The organism is Streptomyces nigrescens (assembly GCF_027626975.1).
Lineage (GTDB): Bacteria > Actinomycetota > Actinomycetes > Streptomycetales > Streptomycetaceae > Streptomyces > Streptomyces nigrescens.
The window spans coordinates 1,468,589-1,488,195 of the sequence record NZ_CP114203.1; the positions used below are offsets into that span (position 1 = coordinate 1,468,589).

Annotated in this window: 16 protein-coding genes and 2 pseudogenes; 8 read left to right on the forward strand and 10 right to left on the reverse strand. The window is 72.6% G+C overall.

The genetic code is table 11. The features are described 5' to 3' along the window. Window positions 1-6 precede the first annotated feature (6 nt). Both STRNI_RS06675 and STRNI_RS06680 read left to right on the forward strand, forming a co-directional pair. Window positions 7-657 carry a thiamine pyrophosphate-dependent enzyme gene (locus STRNI_RS06675; RefSeq protein ID WP_159488858.1) on the forward strand — a complete coding sequence of 217 codons (651 nt, stop codon included), beginning with the start codon at window positions 7-9 and terminating at the stop codon, window positions 655-657. A gap of 52 nt (window positions 658-709) precedes the next feature. After that, the gene (locus STRNI_RS06680; RefSeq protein WP_277410736.1) at window positions 710-1,615 is read left to right on the forward strand and encodes a transketolase family protein; all 906 of its coding nucleotides are present in this window, start codon (window positions 710-712) and stop codon (window positions 1,613-1,615) included. Window positions 1,616-1,674: 59 nt separating this feature from the next. On the opposite strand, the gene STRNI_RS06685 is transcribed toward STRNI_RS06680, so the two are convergent. Beyond that, window positions 1,675-2,598 carry an alpha/beta fold hydrolase gene (locus tag STRNI_RS06685; protein WP_277410737.1) on the reverse strand — a complete coding sequence of 308 codons (924 nt, stop codon included), beginning with the start codon at window positions 2,596-2,598 and terminating at the stop codon, window positions 1,675-1,677. A gap of 183 nt (window positions 2,599-2,781) precedes the next feature. Between STRNI_RS06685 and STRNI_RS06690 the strand changes: the two genes are divergently transcribed. From STRNI_RS06690 to STRNI_RS06700, 3 genes and pseudogenes are all read left to right on the forward strand, one after another. Next, window positions 2,782-5,973, forward strand: a complete 3,192-nt coding sequence (locus STRNI_RS06690) for an amidohydrolase family protein (protein WP_277410738.1) — start codon at window positions 2,782-2,784, stop codon at window positions 5,971-5,973. 301 nt (window positions 5,974-6,274) lie between these two features. Then, the gene (locus STRNI_RS06695) at window positions 6,275-7,621 is read left to right on the forward strand and encodes an acyl-CoA dehydrogenase family protein (protein ID WP_159484987.1); all 1,347 of its coding nucleotides are present in this window, start codon (window positions 6,275-6,277) and stop codon (window positions 7,619-7,621) included. A 97-nt stretch (window positions 7,622-7,718) separates the two neighbouring features. Next, a pseudogene (locus STRNI_RS06700) lies at window positions 7,719-8,744 on the forward strand (MFS transporter); the annotation flags it as partial. Between the two features lie 80 nt (window positions 8,745-8,824). On the opposite strand, the gene STRNI_RS06705 reads toward STRNI_RS06700, so the two are convergent. The 7 genes from STRNI_RS06705 to STRNI_RS06735 form a co-directional block, all read right to left on the reverse strand. Beyond that, window positions 8,825-9,895 (reverse strand): helix-turn-helix transcriptional regulator, encoded by a 1,071-nt coding sequence (locus tag STRNI_RS06705; protein ID WP_266443881.1) that lies wholly within the window; start codon window positions 9,893-9,895, stop codon window positions 8,825-8,827. A gap of 51 nt (window positions 9,896-9,946) precedes the next feature. After that, window positions 9,947-10,549, reverse strand: coding sequence for a GAF domain-containing protein (locus STRNI_RS06710; protein ID WP_018088402.1), 603 nt, complete (start codon window positions 10,547-10,549; stop codon window positions 9,947-9,949). Further along, entirely contained in the window at window positions 10,546-11,166 is a 621-nt protein-coding gene (locus tag STRNI_RS06715; RefSeq protein WP_018088401.1) for a GTP-binding protein, read from the reverse strand. The genes STRNI_RS06710 and STRNI_RS06715 overlap by 4 nt, the downstream gene beginning before the upstream one ends. Further along, window positions 11,144-11,542, reverse strand: a complete 399-nt coding sequence (locus STRNI_RS06720; protein WP_093645536.1) for a DUF742 domain-containing protein — start codon at window positions 11,540-11,542, stop codon at window positions 11,144-11,146. Before STRNI_RS06720 ends, STRNI_RS06715 begins: the two co-directional genes overlap by 23 nt. 2 nt (window positions 11,543-11,544) lie before the next feature. Beyond that, window positions 11,545-11,994, reverse strand: coding sequence for a roadblock/LC7 domain-containing protein (locus STRNI_RS06725; protein WP_018088399.1), 450 nt, complete (start codon window positions 11,992-11,994; stop codon window positions 11,545-11,547). Further along, on the reverse strand, window positions 11,984-13,993 hold the full coding sequence (locus STRNI_RS06730) for a sensor histidine kinase (RefSeq protein WP_277413204.1): 2,010 nt from the start codon (window positions 13,991-13,993) through the stop codon (window positions 11,984-11,986). The genes STRNI_RS06725 and STRNI_RS06730 overlap by 11 nt, the downstream gene beginning before the upstream one ends. A gap of 336 nt (window positions 13,994-14,329) precedes the next feature. Then, window positions 14,330-15,268: a GlxA family transcriptional regulator gene (locus tag STRNI_RS06735; protein ID WP_159484993.1), complete on the reverse strand. Its 939-nt coding sequence runs from the start codon at window positions 15,266-15,268 to the stop codon at window positions 14,330-14,332. Window positions 15,269-15,486: 218 nt separating this feature from the next. Here STRNI_RS06735 and STRNI_RS06740 point away from each other — a divergent pair. Both STRNI_RS06740 and STRNI_RS06745 read left to right on the forward strand, forming a co-directional pair. Next, window positions 15,487-15,955: pseudogene (locus STRNI_RS06740) on the forward strand (type 1 glutamine amidotransferase family protein). Window positions 15,956-16,034: 79 nt separating this feature from the next. Further along, the gene (locus STRNI_RS06745; protein WP_277410739.1) at window positions 16,035-16,517 is read left to right on the forward strand and encodes a DUF2269 family protein; all 483 of its coding nucleotides are present in this window, start codon (window positions 16,035-16,037) and stop codon (window positions 16,515-16,517) included. A 72-nt stretch (window positions 16,518-16,589) separates the two neighbouring features. Here STRNI_RS06745 and STRNI_RS06750 read toward each other — a convergent pair whose 3' ends face one another. Beyond that, window positions 16,590-17,774 carry an FAD-dependent oxidoreductase gene (locus STRNI_RS06750; protein WP_159484997.1) on the reverse strand — a complete coding sequence of 395 codons (1,185 nt, stop codon included), beginning with the start codon at window positions 17,772-17,774 and terminating at the stop codon, window positions 16,590-16,592. Between the two features lie 257 nt (window positions 17,775-18,031). Here STRNI_RS06750 and STRNI_RS06755 point away from each other — a divergent pair, with 257 nt between their 5' ends. Then, window positions 18,032-18,631, forward strand: coding sequence for a TetR/AcrR family transcriptional regulator (locus STRNI_RS06755; protein WP_159488862.1), 600 nt, complete (start codon window positions 18,032-18,034; stop codon window positions 18,629-18,631). 3 nt (window positions 18,632-18,634) lie between these two features. Here STRNI_RS06755 and STRNI_RS06760 read toward each other — a convergent pair whose 3' ends face one another. Next, entirely contained in the window at window positions 18,635-19,498 is an 864-nt protein-coding gene (locus STRNI_RS06760; protein ID WP_277410740.1) for an alpha/beta fold hydrolase, read from the reverse strand. Window positions 19,499-19,607 lie beyond the last annotated feature (109 nt).

Genomic DNA, 19,607 nt, shown 5'->3' on the forward strand with positions numbered 1-19,607 from the left:
TCCCTGATGGGCCTGATGACGGGCGATGAGAAGCACGGCCCGGCCGCCACCTCCACGCTCGACGCCCTCTGGGTCCTCTACGACCGGGTGCTGCGGGTCTCCCCCGGCACCGCCGCGGACCTGGACCGGGACCGCTTTCTGCTCTCCAAGGGGCATGGCCCGATGGCCTACTACGCGGTGCTGGCCGCCAAGGGCTTCTTCCCCACCGAGTGGCTGCCGGGCTTCGGCTCGTACGACTCCCCGCTCGGCCACCACCCCGACCGGCTGCTGGTGCCCGGAGCCGAGATCGGCAGCGGGTCGCTCGGCCACGGGCTGCCACTGGCCGTCGGCACCGCCCTCGGTCTGCGGGCGCAGGGCCGGCCGGGACCGGCCGTATGGGTGCTGATCGGTGACGCCGAACTGGACGAGGGCAGCAATCACGAGGCCCTGGCCTACGCGGCCGCCGCGGGCCTGGACCGGCTGCACACCCTGGTCATCGACAACTCCTCCGCCACACATGGGTGGCGCGGCGGGATCGCCTCCCGCTTCGAGACCGCGGGGTGGTCAGCGGCCACCGTGGACGGCCGCGACCACGAGGCGCTGTACGCGGCCTTCAGCGCGCCGCACCCGGGCCGTCCGCATGCGGTGATCGCCCGTGTCGAGCCCAAGGACGCCTGAGCGGCCCGCCCGTCTCCCCGTATATGACCAGGACTTCGAGAGGAATTCAGTGATGGACACCATGCGTGAGCGCTTCGCCTCGGTCACCTCGCAGCTGCTGACGGAGGACCCGCGGCTGGCGCTCGTACTCGCCGACATCGGGGCGGCCGGCTTCGCCGAAGCGGAAAAGCAGCATCCGGACCGGGTGGTGAACGTCGGCATCCGGGAGCAGTTGCTGATCGGCGTGGGCGGAGGCCTGGCACTCACCGGGCTCCGCCCGATCATGCACACCTTCGCCAGTTTTCTGGTGGAGCGCCCCTTCGAGCAGGTGAAGCTGGACCTCGGCCACCAGGGCGTGGGCGGGGTGCTGGTGAGCGCCGGGGCCTCCTACGACTGGCCGAGCGGCGGCTTCACCCATATGGCACCCGGCGATGTCGCGCTGCTCGACACGCTCGACGGCTGGACCGTGCATGTGCCCGGGCACCCGGACGAGGCCGAGGCCCTGCTGCGGCACGCCGCGGCGGCCGGTGACGACAAGGTCTACGTCCGGCTGTCCGTACAGACCAACGCCGCGCCCCGGGCGGTGGACGGGGCGCACTTCCGGACCGTGCGGGAGGGGCGCGACGGGGTGGTGATCGCCGTCGGCCCGATGCTGGACCCTGTGCTCGCCGCGACCGAGGGGCTGTCGGTGACCGTGCTCTACGCGACGACCGTGCGGCCCTTCGACGCCGCCACACTGCGCGCCGCGGCCGGGGCCGCCGCCTCGGACGTGGTGATCGTGGAGCCGTATCTCGCGGGGACCTCGACGCGCCCGGCGGCCGAGGCGCTGGAGGACCGGCCGCACCGGCTGCTGGGGCTCGGCGTCGGCCGCCAGGAGCTGCGCCGCTACGGACAGCTCGACGAGCACCTGGCGGCGCACGGCCTCGATCCGCGCGGTCTGCGCGAGCGGATCGCCGGGTTTCTGACGGCAGGGTCCTGACCGGGGCCCGGGGTGCGGGGTGCGGGGCGCCGGCGGCGGGCCCCGCAGGTGCGGCCGGCTCAGATGTGCTTGTCGAGCCAGGCCAGCAGATCGTCCTGGACCTCGTCGCGGTTGGTCTCGTTGAGGATCTCGTGGCGGGCGTCCGGATAGGCCTTCCAGGTCAGATCGCGGGTGCCCACATAGCGGAAGTCCTCCAGGAGTTCATGGATCAGGGTCATCCGCTGGTGGCAGGGGTCCAGATCGCCGACGGCGACATGGACGGGCAGTCCGCGCGGCATACGGGCGAGGTTCCCCGGGTCGTTGATCTTGCGGATGGCGCGTACCCAGTCGGCGGCGAGACCGGCACAGAAGGGGAAGCCGCAGTCCTCGTCGGCGACGTAGAGATCCACCTCGGCGGCGTCGCGGGAGAGCCATTCGAAGCCGGTGCGGTGGGTGAAGGCGTCGTTGAAGGAGCGGAAGGTGCGCGGGATGAAGGCGGAGAGCGCGTCACGGCCGCGCTCGGCGATCTCCGCCTCCAGTTCGCTGACGGCACCGTCGATATCCAGACCGGGCAGGGTGCGGAAGGTGCCGGTGAGGATCAGCCCGGCGAGGTCGGCGCCGTACTCCTGGGCGTAGTCGCGGGCCAGCATGGCGCCCATGCTGTGGCCCAGCAGCACCAGCGGGAGGCCGGGGTGGGAGGCGGCCGCGTGGTTGCCGATGCCCTTGAGGTCGCTGACGATCGCCCGCCAGGCGTCCTCGCCGACCACTCCGCGGCCGCCGGTGGAGGCGGCGGTGGCGCCGTGGCCACGGTGGTCGGAGGCGATGACGGCGTAGCCGTGGCCGGTCAGAAAGCGCGCGAAGCGGTCGTAGCGCCGGCCGTGCTCCGCGGCGCCGTGGGCGATCTGGACGAGGGCACGCGGGTGGCCGGACTCCGGGAGCCAGGTATAGGTGGCGATACGGGCGCCGTCCGGAGCCTGGTGGAAGTCCTGCTGCATGGCCTGCATGGCGTCGTCTCCTGACTGCCGGGGGCGGTGGCTGACGAGTCGTCGCCGCCCACTCTTCCGCGCCGGGCGGAAGTGCGCCATGGGGCGCGCGTGGCGGGGGTGGCCGGGTGTCCGGGCGGCGTGGCACGATCGGGCGGTTCTTGCCCGGCACCTGTGCGGCAACCCCCTTTCGCAGGAGGATCGTTGGACACCACGGACCGTTCCGAGCATGCCCCCCGTCGCCCCTCACCGCTGTCCCGCCGCAGGTTCCTCCAGGGCACCGCCTCGGCCGCCGCCGCGGCCGGACTGACCGGCGTCACCGCTGCCCCCGCGGCGGCCCGGGCGACCGGCACCACCTTGTCCTTCACCGCCGCCACCAATGGCGCGGCCTCCCTCGCACCGGCCGGTGACCGGTTGGTCGCCGAGGTCCAGAACGTCCTGTGGTCGATGCCGCGCACGGGTGGCGACGCGGTGGCGCTGACCCCGCCCGACCTGGAGCCCACCCGCCCGGTGCACTCCCCCGACGGCCAGCGGATCGCCGTCTGCGCCTTCCGCGGCGGCGGCTTCCACCTGTGGATGCTCGACGCCGACGGCTCCGGGCTCCAGCAGCTGACCGACGGCCCGTGGGACGACCGGGGCCCCGCCTGGTCCCCCGACGGAACCCGGATCGCCTTCGCCTCGGAGCGGGGCGGCGACGCGGTGGCCGGCAGCCCGTACCGGATCTGGGTACTGGAGGTGGCGTCCCGGCGGCTGACCCGGGTAACGGGGCTGCCCGGCCAGGACGGGCCCCATCAGGACGGTGCCTGGGAGGACTTCGACCCCTGCTGGTCGCCGGACGGCTCACGGATCGTGTTCGTACGGGGCCGGGTGGCGGGTGCGGCGCTGCTCTCCCGTACGGTCGCGTCCGTGCCGGCCGACGGGGACGGCGCGGTGCGCACCGAGCACACCGAGACGGCCGCCGCGCAGGTGATGGTGCCTGCCCTGTCGCCCGCGGGGCGGCTCGCCTATCTGCGGACCACGGACTATCCGGGCCCCACCTGCACGCTGGTGGTGGACGGTGCGCCGGTCGCGGTCGAGGGTGATGTCGAGCCGGTACCGCCGCGCTGGGTCTCGCGGGACGAGCTGCTGCTCACGGTCGGCGGACAGTTCCGGATCGTCCCGGCCGACGCCCCCTCGCGGGCCGAGCACCTCCCGTTCAGCGCGCGGCTGCCGCTGGACCGTCCCCGCTACCGCGTCAAGGACTACGGCTTCGAGCGGACGGCGATTGCCCCGGTGCGCGGGGTGCATCTGCCCGCGCTGTCGCCGGACGGCCGCAGGGTCGCCTTCGCCGCACTCAACTCGCTCTGGATCACGCCCACTTCGGGAGGCGGTACGCCGCGCAGAATCGTCCGGGCCGACGCCACCCGGTACGTCCTGGCACCGAGCTGGTCCCGCGACGGACGGTCGCTGCTCTACACGGACGACCGGGACGGGCTGTTCGCGGTGCGCCGTCACGATCTCGCCTCCGGCGCGGAGACGGTGCTGGCCGCCGGCGGCCGGGTGCACCCCGCGCTGTCGCCGGACGGCGGGCGGCTGGCCGCACTGGACATGACGGGGAATCTCGTCGTGCGGACGCTGTCCGACGGCAGCGAAAAGGTGCTGGCCGCACCGCTGGGCGCCGGCGGGCTGCCCGGCCGGCCCAGCTGGTCACCGGACGGGCGCCATCTGGCGTACTGCGACCGCAACCGGCTCAACCGCCGCTTCCGCGAGGGCTACCACCTCATCCGGGTCGTCGACACCGAGACCGGAAAGGACCGCCTGTATCCCGTCGCCGAGCATGTCTCGATCGCCGACCGCTACGACTCCGGGCCCGTGTGGTCGCCCGACGGGCGCTGGATGGCGGTGATCGCCGAGTCCGCGCTGTGGGTGCTGCCGGTGCGGCCCGACGGTACACCGGACGGGGCGCCACGGCGGCTGACCGACGAGAGCGCGGACCATCCGTCGTGGTCCGGGGACTCCGGCACGCTGTTGTACCTCTCGGCCGGAAAGCTGCGGCTGATCAGCGTGTCGGGCGGCGCGGCACGGACCGTCCCGCTGTCCCTGGAACAGCGCCCCGCGCGCGCCCGGGACACCGTCGTCCACGCGGGCCGGTTCTGGGACGGCACCGGTGACGAGGTGCGGGAGGACGTCGATGTGGTGGTGCGGGAGGGGCGGATCACCGCCGTGGAACCGCACCGCCCGGCCCGGTCCGGGGCGGGCCGACGCATCGACGCCTCCGGGCGGACCGTGCTGCCCGGCCTGTGGGACGCGCACACCCACCCGTGGCAGACGACCTACGGCGGCCGGCAGACCGCGACACAGCTCGCCTACGGCATCACCACCGCGGTCTCCTGCGGCGGCTTCTCCTATGAACAGGCCCGCATCCGGGAGGCCGTGGCGGCCGGTGTGCTCGCCGGGCCGCGGCTGCTGACCTGCGGGGAGCTGCTGGACGGCGGCCGGGTCGCGTACAGCATGGGGCGGGCACACCGCACCCGCGCGGGACTGCGCCGCTCCCTGGAGCGCGGCGCGGCCCTGGACTGGGACTTCGTGAAGACCTACGTACGGGCGCCGGGCTGGGTGATGGCGGAGGCGGCGCGCTTCGCCCACCAGCGGCTGGGGGTGCGGGCCGGGAGCCATCTGCTCAGCCCGGGAGTACAGCTCGGACAGGACCTGACGACCCATCTGCAGGCCACCCAGCGACTGGAGTTCGGCCATGCCGTCTCCGGTTCCGGGCGCGCCTACCAGGATGCCGAGGAGATCTACACCGGCACCGGCTTCCACCTCCTCGCCACCCCGTTCTCGGCGGCCGTGCTGCTGGGTGAGGATCCGGCACTGGCCGACGATGTACGGGTGGGTCGGCTGATGCCGCCCTGGGACGCCGCGTTCATCAAGGACAACGCCGGGCACCGGCCCACCCCGGCACAGCTGGCCGACATCGCGACCGAAGTCGGCTTCTACCGGCGGGTGCTGGACGGCGGCGGACTGGTCGCGCTGGGTACCGACCAGCCGCTGGTGCCGGTGGGGCTGGGGCTGCACCTGTGCCTGCGGGCGTTGCACCGCGGCGGCCTGAGCGTGAGCCGGACGCTGCGCACCGCGACCGCGCTGCCCGCCCGGGTGTTCGGCGCGGAGCGGGATCTGGGGACGCTGGAGGTCGGCAAGCTCGGCGATATGACGTTCGTGGACGGTGATCCGTTCACGGACTTCGACGCGCTGGTGCGGACCCCGGCGGTGCTGCGCGGCGGCCGGCTTTTCGAGCAGCGGGAGCTGACCGAGTCCTTCCCCGCGCCCGCCACCCGCGCCCTGCGGACGGCCGGCACCGACTGGCTGGAGGTGGGCCGGCAGCAGCGCCGCGAGTCCTGCTGCGGCGACTCGCACTGACGCGGCGCACCCCCGTCACGGCGGGACGGGGAGGCGTGGGGTGGCGTGGTTCCGGGACCCTCGGGACCACGCCACAGCCGTTGCGGCGCGGGGGGTGGTGCGCGACTGCTTCGCGCTTCAACTCTTCGCTTAAATGCCACCAGTTGATGTTTTATGCGCCCCGCAGTAGGTATGCCAACGGGTATTGCACGGGGTAAGCGAAAGATCACTTTCCGGAACGTTCGCTCCAGACGGCACCGCCGGTGCCGTCCCAAGGCGGGGTGCAACCAGCGCGGGAAAGATCGCGAAGGAGGGGCTCGTCTTGCATCGCTATTTCACGGACCAGAGACATGAGGCACTCCGGCACCGGGTGCGGGACTTCGCCGAAAGCGAGGTCCGCCCCCGGATCGCCGAGATGGAGGCGAACCGGTCCGTCTGCCATGACCTGTCTCGTCTGATCGCCCGGCAGGGGTGGATAGGCGCGACCGTGCACCGCGCCTACGGCGGGATGGGCGCCGGCCATGTCGCCAAGACCCTCATCATCGAGGAGCTCTCCCGGGTGAGTGCCGCGATGGGCGCCATGGTGCAGGCGTCCCAGCTGGGCGTCGCGAAGATCGTCCACTTCGGCAGCGAGGAGCAGAAGAAGACCTGGCTGCCGGCCATAGCCTCCGGCGACTGCCTGCCGACCATCGCGGTCACCGAACCCGAGTCCGGCGGCCATGTGCTGGGCATGTCCTCCACCGCGGTCCGCGACGGCGACGACTATGTCCTCAACGGCCGGAAGATCTACGTCGGCAACAGCCATGTCGGCGATCTGCACGGCGTCGTGGTCCGCACCGGTGAGGGCTCCAAGGGCCTCTCGGCGTTCCTCGTGGAGTCCGACACCCCCGGCTTCCGGGTCGGCGAGCAACAGCCCGCGATGGGCCTGCACGGCTTCAGCTTCGGTGAGCTGTTCTTCGACAACTGCCGGGTGCCGGCGGCGAATCTGCTGGGCCGCGAGGGCGACGGGCTGTCCGTCGCGTACTCCTCCAGCGTGCTGTACGGACGGCCCAATCTCACCGCCGTGTCGCTGGGCATCCATCAGGCGGTGCTGGACGAGACGACGAGGTTCTGCACGGAGCGCCAGCGCTACGGCAAACCACTGGCCGACCTGGGCAACATCAAGCTGAAGCTCGGCCGTATCCAGTCGCGGCTGCTGCTGGCCCGGCTGTCCGCGTACCACGCGGTGCATCTGCTGGACCAGGGACTGCCGTGCGACGCGGAGCTGATGAACGCCAAGCTGGTCAATGTGGAATCGGCGCTGGAGTCGGCGCGCGACGCGATGGACATCCATGCCGCGTGCGGACTGTTCACCGACCGTCCGGTGGAACGTTTCCTGCGCGACGCCCACCACATCTTCGCGCCGGCCGGCACCTCCGACATCCAGCTGCTGCGCCTGGGCGAACTGGCCCTGGGCCGGGCGCAGGGAGACTGGTCCAGCCGGCTCGCGGACCTGCTGCGGCTGGAGCCCTCGGAGTGGCCCGAGGAGGACGAGGTCCCCGACGAGGCCCCCGGCATGGCCCCCGCTGACCCGCCCGTCACGGTACGGACCGACGGCACCACGCCCACGGTGCCGGGCCAGCGCACCGGACCGGCACACCGGCACTCATGGTTCGCCCGGCCGAGATGAGGGGGCAGCGGCGGTACGGGAACGCGGCCGGAAGTCCGCCTGAGCGGCATGGATTTCACTGACAGAAGATGTCAGTGAGCCTCCGGACACTGGGGCCATGATCCTCAGCCACCCACCCCGCCGGGCCGAGCGGCTGCTCGTGTCCGCTGCCTTCGCCACCGCCCTCGGGAACAACGTGCAGCTCATCGTCGGTGCGTTGCTCATGATCAGGGAGCAGCGGACCATGATGGCCGTCGGCTGGCTCTTCATCGCCGTCGCCGGTCCGCAGGCCCTGCTGTCGCCCTTCTTCGGACGGCTGGCCGACCGCTTCGACCGGCGGGCCCTGTGGATCGGCTGCGACGCCACCAGTGCGTTGCTGGCCCTCGGGCTGCCACTGTGGCTGGCCTGCGGTGGTGCCCCGGGGCCCGGGATCTACGGCGCCAATCTGGGGCTGGCCGTCGTCAGCGCCCTGTTCCTTCCGGCCAGCTCCGCGCTGATCAAGGAACGGGTCCCGGCGGGGCAGCTGCGGCGGTTCAACGCCCGCTACGAGATGGGGACCCAGGCGGGGATGCTGCTGTCCGCGACGGTCGGCGGACTGTCCGTCCAGGCGTTCGGCGCCGCGCCGCTGCTGGTGCTCAACGCCGGGACCTTCATGGTCTCGGCGCTCTGCGTCGCCGCGGTGGGGCGCCGCCCGGACCCGGCGGCGGCTGCCACCGCCGCCGGGGAGCAGACGCCGGTCCCGGCAGCGCCGCGCGGGCCGCTGCGGGTGCGCCGCTTCATCCTGCTCTACGCCCAGGGGAGCGTGGTCGTCACGGTCTTCAACGCGCTGCTGCCCACCGCCGTCATCGGCGAACTCCACCTGGGCGCGGCCGCGTTCGGCGTCGTGGACGCCCTCGGCTGCCTCGGCTTCCTGGCGGCCACCGGTGCCTACCGGATCGTCAGCAGACGCCATCTGGACCTTCGCATCGCCGTCGTGGGCTTTCTGCTCTGCCATGCCGGGCTGGTGCTGCAGAGTCAGTTCGGGATCGCCGGCTACCTCGTCGGGGTGCCGCTGGGCGCGTTCTTCTTCGGGCAGGCCAGGATCGCCTCCCGCACCATGCTGATGGCCTCGGCCGACGACGCGTCGGTGGGCAGGGCCTTCGGGCTGGCGAACGGTGGCGGGCTGGCGGCCACGGTCGGGGTGATGTTCCTGGTCGCGACGGTCACCGACCACAGTGACACGCGCTACGGCTTCGGGGCCCTCGCCGCCGTCGCACTGCTGGCGACCCTGTCCGCCGGACTGCTGCTGAGGACACCGGCCTCGGCCCGCCCGGACCCGTCCGACGATCGGTACCGGTCGAACACGGCGCCCGCCGCCTCCGCGATCCCCCGGCGCAGCTCCTCGGGGGCGAGCACCTCGATGTCCGCGCCCAGCGACAGCAGCGTCGGCACCGCCAGGTCGACCGACTCCAGCGGCACCGTCGCCGTCACCCAGCCCTCGGCGTCCGGCGGCCCTGCCGAGGCTTCGACGGCGCGGACCAGTGCCGCGTCCAGACGGTCCGGCAGTGCGGACAGCAGCGCCGGAGCGATCCGGACGGAGGCCTGAAGCCGCAGCCTGCGGGCGTCGTAGGTGGTGAGGTAGTCCTGCCAGTGGGCGGCCAGGTCGAAGCCGTCGGGGCGCTCGAAGCCGTCCTCCCCGACGTCCAGGCGGAGGATCGACGACACCCGGTAGGTCCGCACCGCGCCGTCCACCGCCGCGACGAGGTACCAGACGCCCGCCTTGAGGACCAGGCCGTAGGGGTCGAGCGCGCGCTCGACCTCCTGCGGCTCGGCCCAGCGGCGGTAGCGCACATGGATCCGCCGCTGGTTCCACACGGCATCGGCGAGCGCCGCGAGGGCGGACGGTGAGTCCTGTTCCCGGTACCAGCCGAGAGCGTCGAGGTGGAACCGCTCACGGATCCGGCCGGCCCGGTCCCGCAGCGGCGGCGGCAGCGCTGCGGTGAGTTTCAGCTGCGCCGCCGCGAGCACCTCGCCCAGCCCCAGGTCGGCCGCCGCACCCGGCAGCCCGGCCAGGAACAGCGACTCGGCCTCCTCGGCGTGCAGCCCGGTGAGCCGCGTCCGGTAGCCGCCGAGCAGCTGGTACCCGCCGCCGTGCCCGGCATCCCCGTAGACCGGGATGCCCGCACCGCTCAGCGCGTCGATGTCCCGATACACGGTGCGGACCGAGACGCCCAGCTCCTCGGCGAGCTCACCGGCCGTCAGCCTGCCCCGGTTCTGCAGCAGGAGGACGAGGGAGAGGAGCCGGGCCGCACGCATGGTCCGATCATTCCAGGTCCGGTCCGGGTCGGGTCCGGCCTTCGGGCCGCATCACACGTCGCTCTGCTGCTTCTCCATATGGTGGATCTGCTCGACGAGTTCGGCGGCCATCGACTTGATGGTCTCCAGCCCCTCCCGTCCCCAGGGCCGCGGTTCGAGGTCCACGACACAGACGGTGCCCAGCGCCGTCCCCGTACGGTCGATCAGCGGCGCGCCCAGATAGGAGCGGATGCCGATCTCATCGACGACGGGGTTGCCGGCGAACCGCGGATAGTCGCAGACGTCCTCCAGCACCAGGGCCTTGCGGCGGACGATGACATGCGGGCAGTAGCCGTGGTCCCGGTCCATCACCCGGCCCGGCTGGGCGCTGGCGGGCGCCGGGCCCAGCTCGACGGCCTGGTCCTGGGAGGGCGTGTAGAGACCGGCGAAGTACTGCCGCCGCTCGTCGATGAAGTTGACCATCGAGTAGGGCGCCCGGGTGGTCCGGGCGAGCTTGCGCGCGAACTCGTCGAACGCGGGCAGCGGGGAGTCACCGATCCCCAGGGCGCGCAGCCGGGCGACACGCGCCGGGGCCTCGTCGTCCTGCGGGGTGAGCAGCAGATGCCGCGTCGGGTCGTAGGAGATGTACGGGACGCGGGAGGCGGGGTGGTTCATGGCAGCTCCGGGGTCGCGGCGAGGGCGGGGGTGAGCAGATGCTGGACGAGCGAGACCAGGACTTGGGTGGCCGAGCCGCCCCGGCGGGCGTCACAGAGCACGACGGGAATGTCCGGGGAGACGTCCATGGCGCTGCGGACCTCGTCCGGGTCGTAGCGGTAGGAACCCTCGAACTCGTTGACGGCGACGATGAACTGGATGCCGCGCCGCTCGAAGAAGTCGACGGCGGCGAAACACTGGTCCAGGCGACGGGTGTCGGCGAGGATGACCGCGCCGAGCGCGCCGTTGGACAGCTCGTCCCACATGAACCAGAAGCGCTGCTGCCCCGGCGTCCCGAAGAGGTAGAGGATGTGCGCCGGGCTGAGCGTGATCCGGCCGAAGTCCATGGCGACGGTGGTGGTGTTCTTCTCCTCGACGCCGGACAGATCGTCCGTCCCCACGCTGATCTGGGTGAGGAGTTCCTCCGTGCTGAGCGGCTCGATCTCACTCACCGCCCCGACGAAGGTCGTCTTGCCGACCCCGAAGCCGCCCGCCACCAGGATCTTGAGCGCGGTGGGGAAGAGGTCGGTCGCGGGGTCCCCCTGGGCACGGGGGTCACAGTCGTTTGCGAAGTCCATTCAGCACCGCCTCCAGCAGGGCACGGTCGGTACGGGACGCGGGCCCTGCCGAAACGGCTGCGGGGGCCCGCGCGGTGATCGCCCCGCAGTCGACGAGGTCGGCGAGGAGCACTTTGGTGACCACGGCGGGCAGCCGTATGTGGGCGGCGATCTCGGCGACCGAGACCGGCCCGCCGCACAGCCCCAGCACCTGGGCGTAATCGGGGCCCTGGCAGGAGACGGGCCGCCGGCCGGTGGCCATCACCATGGTCAGCAGGTCGAAGTGCGCCGTCGGACGGGTCCGGCCGTTGCTGATGGTGTACGGACGGACCAGCCGGCCGGCCGCGTCGTCGTACCACGGCTCCCCGCCCTTCCGCCGTCGGCGACGCACGGTCATGGTCAACGACCGCCCGCGGGCGCCTGCTGGCGTGCGGGGGTGGACAGATACGGCCGGACGCTCTTGACCAGCATCGACATTTCGTAGCCCAGCACCGCCACATCGGCCTCACGGCCGGCGAGCACGGCCAGACAGGCGCCCGATCCGGCGGTGGAGACGAACAGGAAGGTGGACTCCAGCTCGACGACGACCTGGAGGACGTCGTCGCCCTCCCCGAAGCGCACACCGGCGCTGCGGGCGAGGGAGTAGAGGCCGGAGGACAGGGCGGCCATGTGGTCGGCGCTGTCCGGGTCGAAACCATGGGCGGCCTTGACCAGACCGTCCGAGGACAGCAGAAGCGCGCTCCGGGCGTGCGGCACCCGCTGTACGAGCCCGGTCAGCAGCCAGGACAGGTCGGTGTGCTGGCCTCCCTGCGGCTGCAAATGCGCCTGCGCACGCACATCACTCACCATGGTTACGGTCGTCTCCTCGGGGGCGGGCCATCGGGGCGTCGTGGTCACGGTCGTAGAGCAGGTCGTTGCCGGCCGGGCTGCTGGGGTCGCCGCCTTGGGCCGGGGTGGTGCCGGTGTCGCCGGCGTAGGTGTCGTCGGCGAGGCTGAAGCCGCGCCGGAAGGCCGCCATCAGACCCGGGTCGTGCTCGGGTTCCGGGCCCGTACGGGGCGTCGTGGACGGCAGGATCGGCTCGCCGCGCAGTTCGGGAACGAGATGGGTCTGCTTGTGCCGCCGGGGCAGTCGCGGGCGGGCGCCGTTGTCCACGGCGGGCGGCGCGGGCGGCAGCACGACCGGGCCGGGGTCGGCGGGGCGGTCGGTCGGCGGGATGTCGGGGGCGGGGGTCTCGTGGGCATGCGCGTCGGGCATGTGGACTTCAGGAGTGTGGGCGCCGGACGCGCGGACCAGCCGGCGCCGGGTGGCGCCGAGGTCGGCATCGGTGTCCGCGGGGACGGGGGCCGGGCCCGGGTCCGTGCGGCCGTCGTAGCCGCGCGGTGAGCTGTCGAGCACGTCGTCGGGGGCGGGGCCGGGGGCGGGGATGGCGAGGGTCCGCGTGGCCGCGGGGGCGGGGTCATGGCGGTCGTGACGCTCCTGGTCCGCGTCGTGGTCGCCGGGGTATCCGCCCTCGTACCCCAAGTCGTGCTCGCGCGCCGTGCCGGGGTCCGGTGATCCGGTGTGCGGCGCACCCGCCCCGTTCGTGTCCCCCTCGGCCGGTTCCGCGCCGAGCAGCTGCTGGGGCACGATCAGCACGGCCTGCACGCCGCCGTAGATATTGCTCTGCAGCCGGACCACGATGCCGTGCCGCCGGGCGAGCGAGGAGACCACGAAGAGCCCGATCCGGCCGTCGCTCAACAGCTCGGCGACATCGATGTGTTCGGGGTCGGCCAGCAGTCCGTTCATCCGCGTCTGCTCGTCCGCGGACATGCCCAGACCGCGGTCCTCGACCTCGACCGCGAGTCCGGCGGTGACGAGTTGGGCACGCAGCAGGACCGGGGTCTGCGGGGCGGAGTAGATCGTGGCGTTCTCGACGAGTTCGGCGAGCAGGTGGATGACGTCGGCGACGGCATGTCCGCGCAGGGTGCCCTCGATCGGCGGCACCAGCTTGATCCTCGGGTACTGCTCGACCTCGGCGATCGAGGAGCGCAGGACCTCGGTCAGGGACACCGGGCGGCTCCACTGGCGGCGCGAGATGGCGCCGCCGAGGACGGCGAGGTTCTCGGCGTGCCGGCGGATGCGGGTGGCCAGGTGGTCGACGTGGAACAGGCCCTTGAGCAGGTCCGGGTCCTCGACCTGGTTCTCCAGCTCGTCCAGCAGCTCGATCTCACGGTGCACCAGGGACTGCAGCCGGCGGGCGAGGTTCACGAAGACCTCGACCTTCTGTTCGCTGCCGCTGGCGTTGCTGCGGGCGATGGCGACCGCGTCGATGACGGCGGACTCGGCGGCCCGGCCCGCGGCGGCCACTTCGTGGGCGAGCAGGTCGAGGGTGTCGCCGGGGGGCACCGGCCCCGGGTCGGGCTCGCGGCGCTGGATCCATTCGCCCTGCCGTACGCGGTCCAGGAGGTCGTACAGGTCGGACTGGCTGCGGGCGCAGACCTGGCGCAGCCGGGCGTAGCGGGCGACGGTGGCGCGGGCCTCGGCATTGGCGGCGGCGCTCGCGGTGAGCACGATGACGCAGACCAGGGCGAGCCCGCCGCACAGCACCACCCACTCGCGGCCGGTGATCCGGGCGCCCCCGGCCTGGACGACGAAGGCGGCGACGGCCGTGCAGAGGACGGCGACGAGGAGGCAGGGGACGGCGGCGAGCCTGACCAGACGGGACCGTATCGCCGAGTCGGCGGCCGACTCGGGGAACGCGGCCCGGCCGTGTCGTCCGCCCTCACGCTCCCGCCGCCGGGCGGCGGGTACGGGGGCGGCCCCCGGGGAACCCTGGGACCCTGGGGATCTCTGAGCCTCCTGGGACATCTGGGTCCCCTGGGGGAATGCGGTAGGCATCGGCGCCCTCCGGATCGGCCGTGGCAGTTCGCGGAGCACGCACGCTAGTTGTTGCCGGGGTGGGGTCCGGAGCCACTTCGAGGTTTCGCTACCCCTCGCCACCTCCCTGAGTGGGCGCCGAACGGACATCAGTGCGACACAATCCGAACTTCCGTTCCGGAAGGGAGAGTTGAGACCTCCCAGGGTGGCCCTTTCGATGGCTCACGCACGGCGCTCGTGGACGCGACGCGCGCCGGGGGCATCGGTTCGGTCACGGATGACGCCCGGGCGCGCCGAGGGCCGCCCGGCGGCGGTCGGCTAGGGCGCTCAGCGGAAGGTGCGCCGGTAGGTCTGGGGGCTGACGCCGGTGGTGCGTTTGAAGCGGTCACGGAAGGCCGTCGGTGAGCCGAAACCGACTTGAGCGCCGATGCGTTCGACGGAGTGCGTGGTGGTTTCCAGCAGGTGCTGGGCCTGGCGCACCCGGGCGCGGTGCAGCCACTGGAGCGGAGTGGTGCCGGTCTGTTCGCGGAAGCGGCGTATCAGGGTGCGGGTGCTCACATCCGCCCGGACGGCGATATCGGCCAGTGTGAGTTCGCGGGCCAGATTGTCCTGCAGCCAGGTGAGCAGGGGTTCCAGGGCGGAACCGCGGGGTGTGGACGGGTAGGGCTGGACGATGAACTGCGCCTGGCCGCCCTCCCGTTCGAGTGGCATCACCGACAGCCGGGCGGCGTCGGCGGCGACGGCGGAGCCGTAGTCGCGGCGGATCAGATGCAGACACAGGTCGAGTCCGGCGGCGGCTCCGGCGGAGGTGAGGATCTGCCCGTTGTCGACGTAGAGGACGTCCGGGTCGACGTCGATGTCCGGGTAGGCGGCGGCCAGCATGCCGGCCGCGATCCAGTGGGTGGTGGCGCGCAGCCCGTCGAGGAGTCCGGCGGCGGCCAGCGAGAAGGTGCCCGAGCAGATGGAGGCGATACGGGTGCCGTTGGCGGCGGCCGCGTTCAGCGCGTCGTGGACGGCGGGCGGGAGGGGCCCTGTCGGGTCGGCGGTTCCGGGGACGATCACGGTGTCCGCGTCCGTCAGCCCGTCCAGGCCCCACGGCGCACGCAGCGCGAACGCGCCGGCATCGACCTCGGGCCGCTCGGCGCATACGCGGACCTGGTAGCCGGGGCGGCCGTCCGGAAGACGCGTACGGGTGAAGACCTCGATCGGAGTGGAGAGATCGAAGGGGATCACCTTGTCGAGAGCGAGGACGGCGACGGTGTGCATGGCAATAAATTACCCGACCCTCGGAATCCCGCCACAGGCGGCAACTGGCCACACTCCGCGCTCCCTGCCCGGCCATGCCTGTTCAACCGCCCTTCCGGTCAGCTGTCGTTATTCCGTTGACGGTTGTCCATAGCGCCACTGGGGCGCGCGGGCGCGGCGGGCTAACTTCGCTGGTGATCCCGGCACGGGGCCGGGCCGGTCTCCCCGAAGGACTGCCCATGCACGCTCAGATCGTCCTGTTCGACGGCTTCGATCCGCTCGATGCCATCGCTCCCTATGAGGTGCTGTACGCCGGGGGCGCCGCCTCGGACGGGGTGGTGCGGGTGGAGCTGGTGTCCGCCGAGGGGCGGCGCGAAGTGATCAGCGGCACCGGAGACTTGGCGCTGCGGGCCACGGCCGCCCTCGACCCGGAACGGGCCGGTCTCGTCGTGGTGCCCGGTGCGGCGGGCCGCGTCGGAAAGCCCGGACACGCTGGAGGCGGCGGGTGCGCACGTGGTGCGGGCCCGGGTGGTCGACGACGGCGACCTGGTCACCGGTGCCGGCGTCACCTCCGGCCTGGACCTGGGCCTGTATCTGCTGGAGCGGGAGGTGGGGCCCAAGGTCGCCCTCGCCGTTGAGGAGTTGTTCGCCTACGAGCGGCGCGGCGTCGTCTGGCGCAACCACGGCCCGGAACCGTCCGCTCGATGAACCACTCCCCTGCCCCCCTTTCCCCTTGTCCCCGTCCCCCGTCCCTCCGCACCGCCGCCGACGCGAAGGCTCCACCACCGTGACAAAGCTCTTCCTCACCCTGCATGTCCTGGCCGCCATCCTTGCCGTGGGGCCGGTCACCGTCGCCGCCGGCATGTTTCCCAGGGCGCTGCGCCGCGCCCAGGCCGAACCGCAGGACCCCGCCGCCCGCTCGGTGCTGCGCACCTTGCACCGCATCTGCCGCGTCTACGCCGCTCTCGGTGTCGCCGTACCCGTCCTGGGTTTCGCCACCGCCGGCAGCCTCGGTGTCCTGGGGAGCGGCTGGCTGATCGCCTCCATCGCCCTCACCACCGGCGCCGCCGCGCTTCTGGTGGTGCTGGTGCTGCCCGGCCAGGATGCCGCCCTGGACGAAGTCGAGGCCGCGGCGGACCGCCCCGGCGCCTCGATACCCGGTCAAGGAGCCGCCCGCCGGCTGACGATGCTCACGGGCCTGTTCAACCTGCTGTGGGCGACCGTCACCGTGCTGATGATCATCAGGCCCGGCTCCACCACGGGAGCCTGACCCGGCAGTTACGGCAGGACTGACCGGCCCGACTCGCGCCTCCGAGGCGCACGGGGCGGCGCCGGCCGACGGTCACCGGCTGCGATATGCGGCGGCGCCCTGCCGGTACCGCTCCTTCTCCTCGGCGAAGTCGGGGACGTCGGCGCGGCCGCGGTCGCCCGGCCCGAGGAGGCTCTTCAGTGCCGCCGCGCCGTCACCGGCCGCGGCGGCGCGCGGCAGCATGGTCCGCTCATAGGCGGTGACGGCCTCGTCGAGGGTGTCGTGGCGGGCGAGGGCCAGCGCGAGTTCGCAGCCGTCGAGCAGGGCGAAGTTGGCGCCATTACCGCCCAAGGGAGTCATCAGGTGGGCGGCGTCCCCGAGCAGGGTGACGCCCGGGGTGTGGGGCCAGGTGTGCGGGGCCGGGAGGACGAACAGCGGCCGGTTGACGTACGGGCCGTCGTTGTCGGTGATCAGGACGAGGAGCCGCTCGTCCCAGCCGGCGAACGCCCGGAGCAGCGCGGCGCGTACGGCCTCGGTGTCGTCGAGGCCGTTGCCGGCGGCGCGGTACCGGTCCTCGTCGTCACGGAGCGCGATGTAGGCGCGTACATGCTGCTCGCTGTTGCGTTGCGCGATCAGGCCCTTGTGGTCGCCGGTGGCGAAGACCTGCCCGTCGCCGACGAGTTCGGCGACGGCGGGGTGCTCGGTGTCGACCTTGTCGAAGCGGGCCTCCAGGAAGGTCACGCCGGTATGGACGGGCGTGGCGGCACTGACCAGCGGCCGCACCCGGGACCAGGCGCCGTCCGCGCCGATGACCAGGTCGACGTCTCTGGTGACGCCGTTGTCGAAGGTGAGGCGGTGCGTACCGGCCGGGTGCGGGGTGACGGAGGTGAGGGTGTGGCCCCACCGGACGGTGCCGGGGGTGAGGGAGTTCGCCAGCAAGGTGCGCAGCCGGCCGCGGTCGATCTCGGGGGCGGCGTCCTCCGCGTCGGTGGGGCGGTAGTCGACGAGGACCTCGCCATGGCGGGTGAGCATGCGCATGGCCTGCCCCTCGGGCCGGGCCAGGGCGTGGAAATCGTCGAGAAGTCCGGCTTCCTGCAGGGCGATCTGGCCGGAGTCCGCGTGCAGGTCCAGGGTGCCGCCCTGGTCGCGGGCGTCGGCGGAGGCGTCCCGGTCGTAGACGGTGACGCCGATGCCGTGACGCTGCAGGACGCGGGCGCAGGCCAGTCCGCCGGGGCCGGCGCCGATGACGGCGATCCGCGGTGCGGGGGTGGTGGGCATGGGTGATTCCTCTTCCTGGTCGGGTGGGGCGAGCGGGCCCACGCCGGCCCATCGGTCCGGTCCGGTCCGGTTCCGGTCGGCAACAGGCAGGGAGCATCGCTCAGTTCACCGGTGCGATGGCACCGGAGCCGGTCGGAGTTCGTCCTCCGCTCCGGCCCCCTCAGAAGAGCACACCGATTAAAAAAGTGCAACGAGTCAACTTTTTCAATCGGTCAACAAGAGGGTAGGGTGAAGTCGTGAGTGAGACGACAGATCCCATGGGCCGCCGTGAGCGCAAGAAGGCCGCCACCCGCCAGGCGCTGGCCGACGCGGCCCTGCGGCTGTTCCTCGAACGCGGCTACGACCAGGTCAGCATCCGGGACATCGCCGAAGCCGCCGATGTCTCCACCACGACCCTCTTCAAGCACTTCCCCGGCAAGGAAGCCCTGGTCTTCGACGCGGACAGCGACCACGAGGCCGCCCTGGTCGCCGCCGTCCGCGAGCGCCCGGACGGCCGATCCCTCCCCGCCGCCCTGCGTGACCACATCCTGCGCAGCCATGTCGAGACCCTCGCCGACCCCGCGTTCGCCCGGTTCAGGGAACTCATCACGAGCACACCGGCCCTCCGCGACTACGGCCACCGCATGTGGATGCGGCACCAAACGGCGCTCGCACAGGCCATCGCCGCCGACGTCGGTGCCCCCGAGGACGATCCGGCCTGCGCCGCACTCGCGCACTTCGCCCTCGAAGCGCCCGCCCTCGCCCGGGACCAGGCCGACCCCCGCGCAGCCGTCGACGCCGCGTTCGACCTCCTGGAACGCGGCTGGCACCCACCCGCGCGGCGCCCTGCCCGGGCACCACGGAAGGGCAGTGTCTGAGCGTCAGCCGACGGGCCCGGCAGGCTCCTGGCCGAGGAATGCCGCGACGGTCCGGGTGAAGCGGCGGGGATCGTCGAGCCAGGGATAGTGGCCGGCGCCCGGCTGAACGGCGAGTTCGGCCCGGGGCAACAGCTTCGCGATGTCCGCGGCGATACGGGGAAGCGGACCGCTGTCGAACTCGCCGGCGAGCAGCAGGACCCGTGCGTCCATGCCCTCAAGGGCGGCGCGGGCCGCGTCCGGGGCGAAGGCGCCGGAGGACGCATAGATCCCGGCGGCCTCGTCGTGGGTCTGTGCCACCTCGGATGCGGCGTGCGCCTGCGCGGCCGCGCCCCAACGGCCGTAGAAGAAGGGGGCGATGGCGTCCCAGTCGGCATCGGCCTCGGAACCGGCCCAGACCCTTTCGTAGGCGTCGTACGCGGCCCCGAACCATGGCTCGGCGGTGCGCAGGGCGGCCGCCTCCCGGCGGTGCGCTTCGGTGAAGTCGACACCGAGGGCGCGGGCACGTGCGGTGATGAGAGTGAGGGTGCGGATGCGCCGCGGATGCCGGGCCGCGTAGAGAAGGGCGAGATCACCGGCCGCCGAGTGCGCGAGGAGATCGATACGGTCCAGCCCGAGGTGCTCGCGGAGCGCTTCGACATCGGCGACCTGCCGGTCGCAGCGGTAGGTGGCCGGGTCGGCGGGCGTGCCGGAGTCGCCGGTGCCGCGCAGATCGAGCTTGATCAGCCGACGCCGCTCCGACAGCCCGCCGAGATCACCGAGGTAGCCGGAGGCCCGCATGGGCCCACCGGGGAGGCAGAGCAGCGGCTCCCCCTCACCCACGACGTGATAGGCGAGCGCGGTCCCGTCCGGAGCGGCGAAGGCAGGCATGGCGTCATCCTCATCGCCGCGTGACGATCACGGCAAGCCGTTTACCTCCGGGCAGGCCAAGTCCTCAGGGAAGCGGGCGGATTGGACCTGTGGAGGAGCCCGACCGGGC

What these genes read in the sequence shown, in the direction of transcription:
- STRNI_RS06675 (WP_159488858.1), top strand. Translation starts at nt 7, where the DNA reads ATGGGCCTGATGACGGGCGATGAGAAGCACGGCCCGGCCGCCACCTCC.
- STRNI_RS06680 (WP_277410736.1), top strand. Translation starts at nt 710, where the DNA reads ATGGACACCATGCGTGAGCGCTTCGCCTCGGTCACCTCGCAGCTGCTG.
- STRNI_RS06685 (WP_277410737.1), bottom strand. Translation starts at nt 2,598, where the DNA reads ATGCAGGCCATGCAGCAGGACTTCCACCAGGCTCCGGACGGCGCCCGT.
- STRNI_RS06705 (WP_266443881.1), bottom strand. Translation starts at nt 9,895, where the DNA reads ATGCGTGCGGCCCGGCTCCTCTCCCTCGTCCTCCTGCTGCAGAACCGG.
- STRNI_RS06710 (WP_018088402.1), bottom strand. Translation starts at nt 10,549, where the DNA reads ATGAACCACCCCGCCTCCCGCGTCCCGTACATCTCCTACGACCCGACG.
- STRNI_RS06715 (WP_018088401.1), bottom strand. Translation starts at nt 11,166, where the DNA reads ATGGACTTCGCAAACGACTGTGACCCCCGTGCCCAGGGGGACCCCGCG.
- STRNI_RS06720 (WP_093645536.1), bottom strand. Translation starts at nt 11,542, where the DNA reads ATGACCGTGCGTCGCCGACGGCGGAAGGGCGGGGAGCCGTGGTACGAC.
- STRNI_RS06725 (WP_018088399.1), bottom strand. Translation starts at nt 11,994, where the DNA reads ATGGTGAGTGATGTGCGTGCGCAGGCGCATTTGCAGCCGCAGGGAGGC.
- STRNI_RS06730 (WP_277413204.1), bottom strand. Translation starts at nt 13,993, where the DNA reads ATGTCCCAGGAGGCTCAGAGATCCCCAGGGTCCCAGGGTTCCCCGGGG.
- STRNI_RS06735 (WP_159484993.1), bottom strand. Translation starts at nt 15,268, where the DNA reads ATGCACACCGTCGCCGTCCTCGCTCTCGACAAGGTGATCCCCTTCGAT.
- STRNI_RS06750 (WP_159484997.1), bottom strand. Translation starts at nt 17,774, where the DNA reads ATGCCCACCACCCCCGCACCGCGGATCGCCGTCATCGGCGCCGGCCCC.
- STRNI_RS06755 (WP_159488862.1), top strand. Translation starts at nt 18,032, where the DNA reads ATGGGCCGCCGTGAGCGCAAGAAGGCCGCCACCCGCCAGGCGCTGGCC.
- STRNI_RS06760 (WP_277410740.1), bottom strand. Translation starts at nt 19,498, where the DNA reads ATGCCTGCCTTCGCCGCTCCGGACGGGACCGCGCTCGCCTATCACGTC.